This is a genomic window from Paracoccus sp. R86501, from assembly GCF_042466435.1.
Classification (GTDB): Bacteria; Pseudomonadota; Alphaproteobacteria; order Rhodobacterales; family Rhodobacteraceae; genus Paracoccus.
Map to the genome: position 1 here is coordinate 954531 of NZ_JAXHPZ010000001.1, position 13463 is coordinate 967993.

The 13463-nt window shown below is 65.2% G+C and carries 12 protein-coding genes; 6 read left to right on the forward strand and 6 right to left on the reverse strand.

Annotated features, from left to right (window positions below):
* The first annotated feature begins 1 nt into the window (after position 1).
* Both phoU and phoB read left to right on the forward strand, forming a co-directional pair.
* A complete protein-coding gene (gene phoU, locus SJY40_RS04705; RefSeq protein ID WP_378943322.1) occupies positions 2-721 on the forward strand; it encodes a phosphate signaling complex protein PhoU in 720 nt (239 codons plus the stop codon).
* 3 nt (positions 722-724) lie between these two features.
* Positions 725-1414, forward strand: a complete 690-nt coding sequence (phoB, locus tag SJY40_RS04710; protein ID WP_378943324.1) for a phosphate regulon transcriptional regulator PhoB — start codon at positions 725-727, stop codon at positions 1412-1414.
* Here the strand turns inward: phoB and SJY40_RS04715 are convergent.
* Genes SJY40_RS04715 through SJY40_RS04740 form a run of 6 tightly spaced genes read right to left on the reverse strand, consistent with a single transcriptional unit; the run spans position 1411 to position 6748 of the window.
* Positions 1411-2091 carry a fumarylacetoacetate hydrolase family protein gene (locus tag SJY40_RS04715; RefSeq protein ID WP_378943326.1) on the reverse strand — a complete coding sequence of 227 codons (681 nt, stop codon included), beginning with the start codon at positions 2089-2091 and terminating at the stop codon, positions 1411-1413. The genes phoB and SJY40_RS04715 overlap by 4 nt on opposite strands.
* Positions 2088-2501 (reverse strand): VOC family protein, encoded by a 414-nt coding sequence (locus SJY40_RS04720; RefSeq protein WP_378943328.1) that lies wholly within the window; start codon positions 2499-2501, stop codon positions 2088-2090. The genes SJY40_RS04715 and SJY40_RS04720 overlap by 4 nt, the downstream gene beginning before the upstream one ends.
* Before the next feature lie 56 nt (positions 2502-2557).
* A complete protein-coding gene (locus tag SJY40_RS04725; RefSeq protein WP_378943330.1) occupies positions 2558-3616 on the reverse strand; it encodes a glycosyltransferase family 4 protein in 1059 nt (352 codons plus the stop codon).
* Positions 3613-4524: a lysylphosphatidylglycerol synthase transmembrane domain-containing protein gene (locus SJY40_RS04730; RefSeq protein WP_378943332.1), complete on the reverse strand. Its 912-nt coding sequence runs from the start codon at positions 4522-4524 to the stop codon at positions 3613-3615. The genes SJY40_RS04725 and SJY40_RS04730 overlap by 4 nt, the downstream gene beginning before the upstream one ends.
* On the reverse strand, positions 4521-6041 hold the full coding sequence (locus SJY40_RS04735; RefSeq protein ID WP_378943334.1) for a sulfatase-like hydrolase/transferase: 1521 nt from the start codon (positions 6039-6041) through the stop codon (positions 4521-4523). The genes SJY40_RS04730 and SJY40_RS04735 overlap by 4 nt, the downstream gene beginning before the upstream one ends.
* Entirely contained in the window at positions 6041-6748 is a 708-nt protein-coding gene (locus SJY40_RS04740; RefSeq protein WP_378943336.1) for a CDP-alcohol phosphatidyltransferase family protein, read from the reverse strand. Before SJY40_RS04740 ends, SJY40_RS04735 begins: the two co-directional genes overlap by 1 nt.
* A gap of 96 nt (positions 6749-6844) precedes the next feature.
* On the opposite strand from SJY40_RS04740, the gene SJY40_RS04745 reads away from it, so the two are divergent.
* The 4 genes from SJY40_RS04745 to SJY40_RS04760 all read left to right on the forward strand — a co-directional run bounded on the left by SJY40_RS04745 (position 6845) and on the right by SJY40_RS04760 (position 13347).
* Entirely contained in the window at positions 6845-7396 is a 552-nt protein-coding gene (locus SJY40_RS04745) for a cytochrome b (protein ID WP_378943338.1), read from the forward strand.
* A 200-nt stretch (positions 7397-7596) separates the two neighbouring features.
* Positions 7597-10668 carry a response regulator gene (locus tag SJY40_RS04750; protein WP_378943340.1) on the forward strand — a complete coding sequence of 1024 codons (3072 nt, stop codon included), beginning with the start codon at positions 7597-7599 and terminating at the stop codon, positions 10666-10668.
* Positions 10665-11528 (forward strand): CheR family methyltransferase, encoded by an 864-nt coding sequence (locus tag SJY40_RS04755; RefSeq protein WP_378943342.1) that lies wholly within the window; start codon positions 10665-10667, stop codon positions 11526-11528. The genes SJY40_RS04750 and SJY40_RS04755 overlap by 4 nt, the downstream gene beginning before the upstream one ends.
* Positions 11518-13347 (forward strand): response regulator, encoded by a 1830-nt coding sequence (locus SJY40_RS04760; protein ID WP_378943344.1) that lies wholly within the window; start codon positions 11518-11520, stop codon positions 13345-13347. Before SJY40_RS04755 ends, SJY40_RS04760 begins: the two co-directional genes overlap by 11 nt.
* The last annotated feature ends 116 nt before the right edge of the window (positions 13348-13463 follow it).

The window sequence follows — 13463 nt, forward strand, 5'->3', positions numbered from 1 at the left end:
CATGAACCGCGACAAGCACATCTCCTCGGCGTTCGACCGTGATCTGGAAACCATCCAAGCGCTGGTCGTCAAGATGGGCGGCATGGTGGAAGCCGCCATCACCGACGCCTCGACCGCGCTGGACACCCGCGACGAGGAACTGGCCGACGAGGTCCGCCGCCGCGACAAGGCCATCGACGCGCTGGAGGCCCAGATCAACGAGGATGCCGCCCGCCTGATCGCCCTGCGCGCACCGACCGCGACCGACCTGCGGATGGTGCTGGCCGTCATCAAGATCTCGGCCTCGCTGGAGCGGGTGGGGGATTACGCCAAGAACATGGCCAAGCGCACCTCGGTCCTGTCGCAGATGCCCGCCATCGAAGGCGCGGGCATGGCGCTGCGCCGGATGAGCAATGCCGTGAACAAGATGCTGCAGGATGCGCTGGACAGCTATATCCGCCGCGACGCCGATCTGGCGCAGGACGTGCGCCAGCGCGATCTTGAGGTGGACCAGATGTACAACGCGCTGTTCCGCGAATTCCTGACCCATATGATGGAAGACCCGCGCAACATCACCTCCTGCATGCATCTGCATTTCATCGCCAAGAACGTCGAACGGATGGGCGACCATGCGACCTCGATCGCCGAGCAGGTGGTCTATCTGGTGACCGGCGAACTGCCCGACGAGGCGCGCCCCAAGGGCAACAGCGTCCCGATGGTTGACACCGTCAAGGAGGGCTGATCCATGTCCCGCCAGGCCCCCTGCGTGTTGATCGTCGAAGACGAAGGCGCGCAACGCGAAGTCCTGCACTACAATCTGGAAGCTGAGGGTTTCGAATGCGTCGTCGCCGACAATGGTGAAGACGCGCTGCTGCTGGTTCAGGAAGAAATGCCCGATCTGATCGTGCTGGATTGGATGCTGCCCAAGGTCTCGGGGATCGAGGTCTGCCGTCAGGTAAAGGCCGACCCCGCCACCCGCAACATCCCCATCATCATGCTGTCGGCCCGCAGCGAAGAGGCCGACCGCGTCCGCGGCCTTGAAACAGGTGCCGATGATTACGTCGTGAAACCCTATTCCGTGGTCGAGTTGATGGCGCGTCTGCGCACCCAGCTGCGCCGCACGCGTCCCGCCAGCATGGGCGAACGGTTGTCGTTTGCGGACATCATTCTGGATGCGTCCGAACACCGCGTCTTTCGTGCCGGCCAATCGCTGCATCTGGGCCCGACCGAGTTTCGCCTGCTGTCCACGCTGATGGAAAAGCCGGGCAGGGTCTGGACACGCGAACAGCTGTTGGACCGGGTCTGGGGGCGCGACATCTATGTCGATACGCGCACCATCGACGTGCATGTGGGCCGATTGCGCAAGGCGCTGATGCAGAACGGCGGCGACAATCCGGTGCGCACGGTCCGCGGCACCGGATATTCCCTGGGCTAGGCGATACGGGTGGTCAGGGGGCTGAGGCCCTCGATTCGCACCGTCACCTGATCGCCGCGCGTGACGGCACCGACGCCTGCGGGCGTGCCGGTCATGATCAGATCGCCCGGTGCAAGTCGGACCTGCCCCGACAGGTGGCTGATGATATCGGCCACCGGCCAGATCATCTGCGACAGATCGCTGTCCTGCCGGATATCGCCGTTGACCAGCAGTTGCATCCGGCCCTTGTCCAACGGGCCGGTCTGGGCTGCGGGATGCAGGGGGCCGATGGCTGCTGAAAGGTCGAACCCCTTGGCCATGTCCCAAGGCCGCCCCATCTTCTTGGCCTGCGCCTGCAGGTCGCGGCGGGTGAAGTCGTTGCCCGCCGCATAGCCCCAGATCATCGCCGTGGCATCCTGCGGCGCGATGTCCGTGCCGCCCGCGCCCAAGGCCACGACTAGTTCAGCCTCGTAGTGCAGCTCCGAGGTGGCAGGCGGATAGGGCAGATCGGCGCCGTCGGTCAGAACGGCATCGGCGGGTTTGGTAAAGAAGAAGGGCGGTTCGCGGTCGGGGTCATGGCCCATCTCGCGCGCGTGATCGGCATAGTTGCGCCCGACGCAGAAGATGCGGCGGACCGGAAAGCGGTCATTGCTGTTATGGATGGGCAGGGTGGCTTGCGTGACAGTGGGCAGCGTCATGATGCGAAAAGCCCTTCGAAATCGGCAAAGCCCTTGACCTCGATCGGGTTGCCCGAGGGGTCGAAGAAGAACATCGTCCGCTGTTCGCCCGGCTCACCCTGAAAGCGGATGACGGGCGGGATGTCGAATTCGACGCCATGCGACTGCAGGCGGTCCGCCAGGGCCAGCCAATCGGGCAGGGCCAGCACAACGCCCATATGCGGCATCATCACCATGTGGTCGCCCACCTTGCCAGTGCGCGTCGTCGCGAAAGGCTGGCCCAGATGCAGCGAAAGCTGGTGGCCGAAGAAATCGAAATCGACCCAGCTGTCGGTCAACCGACCCTCGGTGCAGCCCAGAATGTCGCCATAGAAGCGTCGCGCCTGATCCAGGTCGGTCACATGGATGGCAAGGTGGAACAGGGATTTCATCGCGTTCTCCGGTCGGTGGTTTGGCGCATGGTGGTGCAGGATCTGCAAACTGTCCACTAGGCAGGCGCATCCATGACACTGTCCAGCACGCGGGCGACGATGCGGGCGGTGTCGTCCCAGCTGGGCAGCGCTGCGCCGGCCTGCTGCGCGGCTTTCACGCGCGCCTTGTGGAATGGCGCATCGGTCAGCATGCGGCGCAGGGCGTCAGACAGGGCGCCTGCGTCATCGGGGGGAACCAGCAGGCCCGCATCGGCGGGAACCGTGCCGGGAACCGCCCCTGCCGTCGTGCTGACGATGGGCAAGCCGTGGGACAGCGCCTCGTCGAAGACGATGCCATAGCCCTCGTACCGGGTGGCCAGCGCAAAGACCGACGCCTGCCCATAGAGGTTCTGCAGCCGGCCGTCGGACACCCGCCCCGCCAGCGTGATCCTGTCGCCCATGGCGCTGCGGGCGATCCGGTCGCACAGCTGGCCGACATGCGCATCATCCCAAGGGTTGCCGACGATCTGCGCCTGCCACTCCAGATCGCCCAGCATCCCAAGCGCCTGCACCAGCACGTCGTGACCCTTGCGCGGATGAAGGATCCCGACCGAGAGGATCATCGCCGGATCGGCCTTCGGCACCTGAGGATGCTGGCGTGCCTTGGTGCCGGGACGCGCGATGGTGATGCGATCCGCGGCCACGTCATAGCGTTCGATCAGCATGTCGCGGGTGTGTGGGCTGGGGACCAGAACATGGCGTGCCAACGTCAGGTTCGCCCGCTCGGTCCGCAGCAGGTGGTCGGCAAGTTCGGCGGGCAGGGCGCTTTCCTGCGCCAGCGGGTGATGGATCATCGCGACGATGGGCGCACGGACCGAAGCCAGCGCCTCGGTCTGCAGGGCGCCAAAGGCCAGCCCGTCGATAATGACCGGCTGATCGGCGGGCAGGGCGGACAGCTGGTCCACGGCCTGCGCCATGTCTGCCGCATCCGGGGTCGGAAAGCTGTCGGGCAGCTGCAAGACCTGCATCGAACGTCCCTGATCGCGCAGCGCCTGCACCAGCTGATGGTCATACAGATATCCCCCCGTCAAAGTGGTGATATCGCCCGGCAGGGCAAAGGTCGCGGGTCGGGTCATGGATCCACCGTCAGATTGGCTTTGGGATATCGGGGTGATGTGCTGCCTTGCAGCGCCAGAACCAGCAGGCCCGGCAGGGTGCTGAGCAGAAACATCAGACCGAAGGCCGTGCTGGCCGCTAGCCCCGCCGAGGCGCTGGCCCCGATAAGCGGGAACAGCGTGGCCGCCGCGCCTTCGCGGATGCCCCAACCGCTGATCGTGATCGGGATGACCATGGTCAGCAGGATCAAGGGAACATAAAGCGCGGCCTGCGGCGCGGTCATCAGCGTGCCCGTCGCATGGGCGCAGCAGGCAAAACCCGCGATGTTCAGGCCTGCGATGGCAAGGTTCAGCCCGATCTGTCGCGGCAGTGCACCACGGTCCAGCAGGGCGGGTCGTGCCACCGCCAGCCATCCGCGCCACCACGTCACGACCAGCAAAGCTGTCATCAGCAACGCTCCGCCAAGGCAGATTGCGGTGATCAGGCCTTTGATCGTGGCGGGCAGCGGAGGGCCGTCGTACAGCAAAAATGCCGTCAGCATGATCGCCAGCAGCGCCAATTGGCCCAAGGTGCGCTCGATCATGACGGCGGTCCCGGCACGGCGCAGCCCTCCGTCATGGCGGGCGCGATAGGCGCGACCCGCATCGCCCAGAACGCCACCGGGCAGCGATTGATTGACGACTTGGCCCAGATAATATTCGCGGATCGCCCGACCGATCGTCAGTGTCTGGCCAAGGCGCGTCGCCGTGAATTGCCACCGCCATGCCGACAGCAGCGTCTGCGCCGTCAGCGCCAACAGCCCTGTGGCCAGCCATCCAAGGTCCGCCTGTGCCAGCAACGACAGCGCCTGACCACCATCAAGGCCCGCGAACAGCAGGCCAAGCAGCAGCAGGGCGGTCAGCATTTGCAGGGCCTTGTTCAGCGTCATGCGGGGGGAACGTCCGCGGGCGGCGAAAAGCTCCGCAGCAGATTGTCGCGCATGGCCTCCATCGGGATGGCTGGGGCATCGGCGGGGGGGATCAGGCCCGGGGTCAGGCCCCAACCGGCGGTGCGTGCGACCAGCGGGGCAGGGCCGATGACGTGGATCGGCACCTGCCTGCGCTGGTCCAGACCGATGCTGCTGGCCGCCTGATGGTCCCCCAGCAGCACCATCAGGGGTGGGTCGCCTGCCTGCCGTTCGGCATATTCGGTCACCGCCTGCAGGGTATAGTCGATGGCGTCGCGGTAATGCTGGCGGACGATTTCCCGGTCCCGCCAGACCTGACGCGGGGTGGGGCCGGTCGTGGCCATGTCGTCAAAGACCGCGCCGTCTTCGACGTCCTGCCATGGGATCATCCGCGCCACCGGCGTCCAGGGCGCATGGGACGAAATCAGCGCGACCTGCGCGAACAGCGGGCGTGGATCGTGATCGCGCGTCCGGATGCGGTCGGTCGCGAACAGTGTGAACTGATCTGGCATGGTGACCCAGTTGAAGGGTTGCCCACGGTACCCCAGATCACCGGCGGCGAAGACGGTATCGAAACCCATCCGCGTCCCTTCGGGCCAAGGGCGGGTAATGGCGGGCATGATGGCTGCCGTGCGAAAACCGGCATGTCGCGCGTGATCGAACAGCGTCCAGCGATCGCTGGCGACCGAAGCCTGATACCGCGTCTGATCGCCGATCCACATTCCGTTCATGAAGGTGGCATGTGCCAGCCAGCTTTGCCCGCCATGCGTGGGCGACGTCAGGAATCCCGACCGCATCGCCAGACCGGCCTTGGACAGCCGCGACTGCGCCTCGCGCAGGGTTGTCAGGTGCAGATCGCCGTAGAAGGGTGTGTCAAAGCTGGTCCGGCCATAGCTTTCCAGAAAGACCACCAGCACATCCCGGTCGATCAGCGACAGGGGCGCGGACAGCTGTCGCATCGGATCGTTTTCGCTTTGACGGCGGAAATCGGCAAGCTGCGTCACGGTCCGCGCCGCCAGCTGGATGCGGTCCTGTGCGAACCTCAGGCCGGGCATGGCGGGGGTGATCATCGCCAGTCCTGCAAGCACCAGCACCGGCAGAACAGCACGCCCGCCCGCGCGGCGGATGGTGCCAAGCGACCACCAGATCGCCCATGCCAGCAGTCCGCCGACCAGCAAAGCCCCGATGCAGGCGCCCACCGCCGCCAGCACGCCGACGGTGCCAGCCAGCAGGCGCACCAATGCATCGATCAGCGGCAGGTCGGCCACGGGGTTGAACTGGCGGCCAAGGCTCTCGGCCATGGTCAGGTCGGCCAACCGCAGCACCACGATCAGCATCAGCGCCAAGGTCGCCAGCCCCTGCAGCAGCCGTCCCGCCGCCCTGCGACCGCAAAGGACCAGCAACAGCGCCAGCGCCACCATGTCCAGACCGGGCAGGACGCGTGGATCGGGCAGGGCGGTGGCCAGATGCAGCACCAACAAGGCGCTCAGCAGGCGCATCACCGCTGTGCCCTCAGCCAAAGGATGTCGCGCAGGAAAGACCAGATCAGTGCTGCGGCGGCGATGCGGGCAAGGATGATGCCCACGCCATCGGGCATGACGGGTAGTTGCAGGGCGATCAGCGTCGCGATCTGCAGCACGCAGATCGCCTTGCGCCGCCAGCTGGGATAAAGCGGCGCGGCCAGCCACGGCAGCAGATGCGCCGCACCGATGAACAGATAGCGCATGACGCCAAGGACCATGATCTCGGGGCCGACGGGATCGCCGCGCAGGGCGTGCAGGGCCAGGATCAGGGCGAGGGCGGCGTTGACCTCCATGTCGAAGCGGGCGCCGAACCCCGAGGTCAGCCCCTGTCGCCGCGCCAGCCATCCGTCCAGCCCGTCCAAGGCCAGCGACACCGCCGCGACGCCCGCCACCATCCACCCCGTCACCGGCCCCACAGCGACGGACACCAGCAGCGCCGTCGCCAGCGACATCCGCAGCAGCGTGATGGTGTTTGCCGCCCCGAACCGCCCATGCGGATAATGGCGCTGCGTCAGCCGCATGACCACCAGCAGCGCAGGCAGGAACAACGCTGGCGCCAGATAGGGCGGCTGATGCCCCATCACCAACGCCGTCATCCATGTCAGGGCGATGGCAGCCACGCCTGAAGAAAGCATGCCCGAGGGCAGGCTGGCGTGCTGTTCCGTTTCGGGCTGGGCGGTCATCGAAGGGGCCTTGGGTCCATCGCGCAAGGATATGACAGGGCCGCGCGGCGTCAAGCGGACGCTTGCCCTGTGGACGCAGCGTGATACCATCGCGGAATGGCTGACAGGCAACCCCGATATGGCGCGACAGCGCGGTTTTTGCACTGGTTGGTGGCGCTTGGCGTGCTGCTGATGATCCCGGCGGGTCTGATCATGGTGCGCGACGGTTTGCCACGGGCATTGCAGGACGTGCTGTTCCTGTTCCACAAGAACATCGGCGTTTTGCTGTTGCTGATCGTGGTGGTGCGGATCATCTGGCGGATGACCCATCCCGCACCGCCCCTGCCACCACAGATCCCGATGTGGCAGCGCCGGATCGCCGCGCTGTCGCATCTGGCGCTTTATGCACTGCTGGTGGTGATGCCGGTGACCGGCTATCTGCGGGTGCGCGCCGGAGGATACCCGATTGAGGCGTTGGACGCGCTGGGCATCCCGACGTTGGTGGCACGGAACAAATCTTTTGCCGAGGCCGCCAGCGAGATGCATGAGATCGCGGCCTTTCTGCTGATCGCGCTGCTGGCGCTGCATATCGGCGCGGCGCTGCACCATGCGTTGATCCAGCACGACGGGGTCTGGTCGCGGATGTGGCCGATCGGTCGCCGGGACTGACGCGACGGCAGCGCAGGGTGCTTTGCGGTCGACTTCGATGCATCGCAAGACTAGAATGCGATGTTGGATGACGGCGCGGTTCCGGCGCCGCAGTAAAATTATCATTTATTTATCATCGCAAGATGAACAAAACGGCGCCGCTTTGCGTTCGACGGGAACCGTTAACCTGGCGGATTGCGCCGACCCCTGCAGGAGCCCCCGTGTACGACAACAAGAACCTGACGATCCTTGCTGCGGTCGTTCTTGCGCTGGGGGGTGTCTTCGCCCTCGACCTGACATTTCCATTGGGAACGGCGGTCTGGCTGATCTACTTGCTGCCGCTGGTCGTGTCCTTCATGTGCCCCTGGCCGATCGCACCGGTTCTGGTGGCGGTGGCGGCCTGTGTGGGCATGGCACTGGGCTTCATGTTCGACGAGGCGTCGTTCGGAACCGGTGTGGCCATTGCCAACCGTTCGATGGCGGGGCTGGTGTTTCTGGCCTTGGGCTTTGGCGGTCGCGGCATGGTGCGGACGCGCGAACGCTTGCTGCATACCGAATGGGTGCAGCAAGGGCAGGTGGCGGCCGGACGGGCAATCCAGGGCGAACTGTCGGCGGAACGTTTCGGACAGCAGGTTCTGCGCAGTCTGGCGCAGCGCGTCGATGCACGCGCCGCGGTGATCTATGCCCGCGAAGGCGAGAGCCTGCGCCGCTTGGCAACCTGGGGCGTCGATGAAGCGGCGCTGGCCGAACGCGTTTCCGTCGATGACGGCCACTTGGGCCGCTGCATGACCGAAGCCGAGATCCTGGAACTGGAGATGCCGTCCGAAGCCGCCCTTGGTTGGTCCAGCGGTTTGACGCGGGGGCGCGCGGGTCGCGTGGTGCTGGTACCACTGCTGGACAACGGGCACGTGAATGCGGTGCTGGAACTGGGCTTCGACAAGCCGGTGTCCGACCGCGTGCGTGACCTGTTCGACCGGACGTCCGACAGGCTGGGCATCGCGTTGCGATCCGTTCAATATCGCGCGCAGATGCATGAATTGCTTGAGGAAACGCGCCTTCAGGCCGAAGAACTGCGCAGCCATTCCGAAGAACTCGCCTCCTCGAACGAGGAGTTGGAGGAGCAGACCCGCGCCCTGCAGGACAGCCAGCAGCGGCTGGAGGCCCAACAGGTCGAACTGGAACAGCAGAACGCCCAGCTGGAAAGCCAGACGCAGGAGCTTGAGGAACAGCGCGACACCTTGGCCCGCTCGCGCCGCATGCTGGAGGATCAGGCTGCCGAACTGGCCCGCGAAAGCCGTTATAAATCCGAATTCGTCGCCAATATGTCCCACGAATTGCGCACGCCGCTGAACGCGCTGCTGATCATGTCGCGATTGCTGGCCGAGAACCGGGGCAAGACGCTGACGGCGGAACAGGTGCGTTGGGCGGAAACGATTGAGAGCTCGGGCAAGGATCTGCTGCTGCTGATCAACGACATCCTTGATTTGTCCAAGATCGAGTCCGGCAAGCTGGAAGTCGCCCGCGATGCCATCGAACCCGCGGATGTCGCCAAGAAGCTGGTCCGCGCCTTCGAGGTTCAGGCCCAATCCAAGGGGCTGGAACTGACCGCCGAGGTTGCGCCCGACGTCGCCGCGCTGGAAACCGATGGCCAGCGGTTGGAGCAGGTGCTGCGGAACTTTGTCTCGAATGCGTTGAAGTTTACCGAACGGGGCCGGGTGACGTTGAAGATCACGCGGGTTCCGCAGGGCATTGCCTTTGCAGTTCATGACACCGGCATCGGCATCGCGCCCGATCAGCAGGAGGCCGTCTTCGAGGCCTTCCGTCAGGCCGACGGCACGATCTCGCGCCGGTTCGGGGGAACGGGGCTTGGCCTCTCGATCTCGCGCGAACTGGCGGATCTTCTGGGCGGTCGCGTAACGCTGACCAGCGAGGCCGGGAAGGGCAGCGTCTTTACGCTGATCCTGCCCAACACCCCGGCGTCGCGTAAACCCACCGCATCGCGGTCCATGCCGACGGCGCCCGCCGCGCCTGAGATCACCGATGACAGCATCATTCTGGGCGCGCTGGACGGGGTCGAGGACGACCGCGACATCACCCGTCCCGGCGACCGCGTCATGCTGGTGGTCGAGGACGATCCGGCTTTTGCGCAACTGCTGTACGAATTGGCGCAGGAGTTGCAGTTCCGCTGCATTTGCGTTGGTCGTGCCGATGATGCCGTGCGCGCCGCGCGTCACTTCCTGCCGCATGCGATCGTGATGGATGTCGGGCTGCCCGACCATTCGGGCCTGTCGGCGCTGGACCGTCTGAAGCGCGACACCAGCACCCGCCATATTCCGGTGCATATGGTCTCGGCCGAGGATTACACCAAGCAGGCGCTGGCGCAGGGGGCCATCAGCTATATGATGAAGCCGATCCAGCGCGACACGCTGGCCACGGCCATCCGTAATCTGGAAAGCCGCATGGAACAGCGACTGCGCCGGGTGTTGATCGTCGAGGATGATCCCGCCCAGATGGAGGGCCTGAAAGCGCTGCTGGCCAGCGATGAGGTCGAGACCGTGGGTGCGGGCACCGCCGCTGCGGCGCTGGACGTCTGCCGCACGCAGACGGTCGATTGCATCGTGCTGGACATGACGTTGCCCGATGCTTCGGGGTTCGAACTGCTGGAACAGCTGGACGGCGACGGCACGGCATCCTTCCCGCCGGTCATCGTCTATACCGCCCGCGCCCTGTCCGAGGCCGAGGAACAGCGCCTGCGCCGTTACTCCAAATCGATCATCATCAAGGGTGCCAAATCGCCCGAGCGGCTGATCAACGAGGTCACGCTGTTCCTGCATCAGGTGGTCAGCGATCTGCCCGAGAAGCAGCGCGAGATGCTGGCCGCATCCCTGAACCGCGATGCCCAGCTGGAAGGCCGCCGCATCTTGGTGGTCGAGGATGACATCCGCAACGTCTATGCCCTGACCGGCGTCTTCGAACCCCATGGCGCCACCGTCCAGATCGCCCGCAACGGCCGCGAGGCGCTGGACGCCTTGGGCCGCATCAACGACGGGGCTGCGCCCAAGGTGGATCTGGTGCTGATGGACGTGATGATGCCGGAAATGGACGGGCTGACCGCCACGCGTGAAATCCGCAAGATCGACCGCTGGAAGACCCTGCCCATCATCATGCTGACCGCCAAGGCCATGGCCGAGGATCAGAATCAATGCATCGCCGCCGGTGCCAATGACTACCTGCCCAAGCCGCTTGACGTCGATAAGCTGCTGTCGCTGACCCGTGTCTGGATGCCCCGATGAGCGTCGAACCCGTTCCCGCCGGACCCGGCGAAGATATCGAACTGGATCTGTTCCTCGAGGCGTTGAACCGGCGGTTCCACTATGACTTCCGGTCCTATTCGCGGGCGTCCCTGGCGCGGCGGGCCGATCTGGTCCGCGAAAGGCTGGGTTGTACGACCCTGTCCGAGGCGCAGGGTCGCCTGTTGCACGAACCCGCGGTGCTGCCCGACATCATCGATGCGATGACCGTTCAGGTCAGCGAGATTTTTCGCGACCCGGAATATTATCTGGCACTGCGCCGCGATGTGCTGCCGCACCTGCGGACCTTTCCGTCGCTGAAGGTCTGGGTGGCCGGCTGCGCGGACGGAGAAGAGCTGTATTCGATGGCCATCATGTTCAAGGAAGAGGGGCTGTTCGACCGCACCCTGTTCTATGCGACCGAAATCAACCGCCGCGCCTTGGCCAAGGCCGAGGCGGGCGTCTATGACATCGACCGCCTGCCGGTCTTTTCGCAGAACTATCAGAAGGCGGGCGGGCGCGGGTCGCTGTCGGACCACTACACCGCAGCCTATGGCCGCGCCGCCTTCGACCGCGATCTGCGGTCGCGAACCGTCTTTACCGAACACAATCTGGCCACCGATCAGGTGTTTTCGGAAGTGCATCTGATATCCTGCCGCAACGTGCTGATCTATTTCGACACCACGCTGCAGGACCGCACGCTTGGGCTGTTTGCCGAGGCGCTGACCCGCGGCGGTTTCCTGGGACTGGGTTCCCATGAAACGCTGCGCTTTTCCGCCCATGCGGCGGCCTTTTCGACCTTTGACGAACCCGACCGGATCTGGCGCCGCAACGCCGACCAGGAGATGCTGAATGCCCCATAACCCCATCAGATTCCTGATCGTTGATGATATCCCCGAAAACATCATGGCACTGGAGGCCTTGCTGCGGCGCGACGGCCTTGTCGTCAACCGTGCCAGATCGGCCAGCGAGGCGCTGGAGCTGATGCTGATGCACGACTATGCGCTGGCGTTTCTGGACGTGCAGATGCCCGGCACCGACGGCTATGAGCTGGCGGAACTGATGCGCTCGACCGAACGCACCCGCAGCGTGCCGATCATCTTCGTTACCGCCGCCGAGATGGACGAGGCCCGCCGTTTTCGCGGATACGAGGCCGGCGCCGTCGATTACATCTTCAAGCCGATCGACCCGGTCATCCTGAAATCCAAGGCCGAGGTGTTCTTCCGCATCGGCAAGCAGGCCAAGGAACTGGCCCGCCAGCGCGACGAGCTGCGAGAGATCGCCATGCATCGCGACCGCGCCATGGCCCAGCTGCGTGCCCATGCCGACAATTCGCCGCTGGCCTTTGTCACGCTGGACAGCAAGGGCTGCATCCGCGACTGGTCGCAAGGGGCCGAGCGGATGTTCGGGCGTGCCAAGGGCGATCTGCTGGGCACCAAGGGCACCGAATGCGGCTGGCTGGACGAAGATGCCGAACAGTTGCTGTCGGGTTGGCTGCAGGCCCCATCCGACAGTGCCCCGCGCTTTTCGGGCGAATTGCAGCTGGATCACGCCGACATCGGGGCGATCAGCTGCGAGGTCTATGGCTCGGTCCTGTCGGACGGCACGGGCCAGCAGTCGCTGTCGCTGCAGATCCTGGACATCACCGAACGCAAGCAGGCCGAAGAGGTCCGTTCGTTGCTGATCGGCGAATTGAACCACCGCATCAAGAACACGCTGGCCAACGTGCAGGCCATTGCCCGCCAGAGCCTGCGTCAGTCCGACAGCCTGTCCCAGTTCGAGACCAGCTTCGGTGGCCGCCTGCAGGCGCTGGCGCGGGCGCATTCGATCCTGTCGGATGCCACATGGACCAGTGCGCCTCTGGATCAGCTGATCGACGACCAGATCAGTTCGGGGACGCTGGACGGCGAACGGCTGCAGCGCAACGGTCCGTTGGTGGATCTGGCCCCCGACACCATGCTACGCCTTGCACTGACGCTGCATGAACTGGGCACGAATGCTGCGAAATACGGCGCGCTTTCGGCGCCCGGAGGCATGGTGCATCTGGATTGGGCGCTGGATCAGGGTCAGTTGCAGCTGACATGGCGCGAAACCGGCGGCCCAAGGGTGACGGCGCCCGCCCGCAGCGGCTTCGGCACCACGCTGATCACGGCGGCGGGTGGGGGCGACAACGCCTCGGCCGAGGTCGAGTGGAACCCCGAAGGCGTGGTCTGGACCATCCGCCTGTCCGACGGCGTAACGCCGCTGAAGACCCTGCAGTCCAGTCCCGAAGCGACCTCGGCCCCGGCCACCGAACGCCCCGTCAGCCTGTCGGATTGCCGCGTACTGCTGGTCGAGGATGAACCGCTGGTCGCCCTGGACCTGCGCTATGAATTGGAGGACGCGGGCGCTACCGTCGTCGCCATCGCCCGCACCGTCGCCGAGGCGCTGGAGAAGATCCGCACCAATCACGTCAACATCGCCCTGCTGGACGGCAATCTGAAAGGCGAGGCCGTCCATGACGTCGCGGCCCTGCTGACGCAGCGCGGGGTGCAGTTCTGCTTTGTCTCGGGCTATGGGCGCGAACATCTGCCCGAAGGATACGACCATGCCCCGCTGATCGAAAAGCCGTTCCGGCCCGATATGCTGCGCTCGATCCTGACAGGACTGCTGGCCCGCGATTTCGTGCAAGCCGCGCAATAAGAACGGCATTCCGGCAGGATGCCGGTCGGGGCAAGGTCGTTCCAGTGTAACGGCCTTGCCACCGCGGACCGTTCGGCGTGGAACGTCCGATCACCGGGTTGCGTTCTGATGGCTGG

Bases quoted from the DNA above. Each gene is read 5' to 3' on its own strand.
- phoU (WP_378943322.1), top strand. From the start codon at position 2: ATGAACCGCGACAAGCACATCTCCTCGGCGTTCGACCGTGATCTGGAA.
- phoB (WP_378943324.1), top strand. From the start codon at position 725: ATGTCCCGCCAGGCCCCCTGCGTGTTGATCGTCGAAGACGAAGGCGCG.
- SJY40_RS04715 (WP_378943326.1), bottom strand. From the start codon at position 2,091: ATGACGCTGCCCACTGTCACGCAAGCCACCCTGCCCATCCATAACAGC.
- SJY40_RS04720 (WP_378943328.1), bottom strand. From the start codon at position 2,501: ATGAAATCCCTGTTCCACCTTGCCATCCATGTGACCGACCTGGATCAG.
- SJY40_RS04725 (WP_378943330.1), bottom strand. From the start codon at position 3,616: ATGACCCGACCCGCGACCTTTGCCCTGCCGGGCGATATCACCACTTTG.
- SJY40_RS04730 (WP_378943332.1), bottom strand. From the start codon at position 4,524: ATGACGCTGAACAAGGCCCTGCAAATGCTGACCGCCCTGCTGCTGCTT.
- SJY40_RS04735 (WP_378943334.1), bottom strand. From the start codon at position 6,041: ATGCGCCTGCTGAGCGCCTTGTTGGTGCTGCATCTGGCCACCGCCCTG.
- SJY40_RS04740 (WP_378943336.1), bottom strand. From the start codon at position 6,748: ATGACCGCCCAGCCCGAAACGGAACAGCACGCCAGCCTGCCCTCGGGC.
- SJY40_RS04745 (WP_378943338.1), top strand. From the start codon at position 6,845: ATGGCTGACAGGCAACCCCGATATGGCGCGACAGCGCGGTTTTTGCAC.
- SJY40_RS04755 (WP_378943342.1), top strand. From the start codon at position 10,665: ATGAGCGTCGAACCCGTTCCCGCCGGACCCGGCGAAGATATCGAACTG.
- SJY40_RS04760 (WP_378943344.1), top strand. From the start codon at position 11,518: ATGCCCCATAACCCCATCAGATTCCTGATCGTTGATGATATCCCCGAA.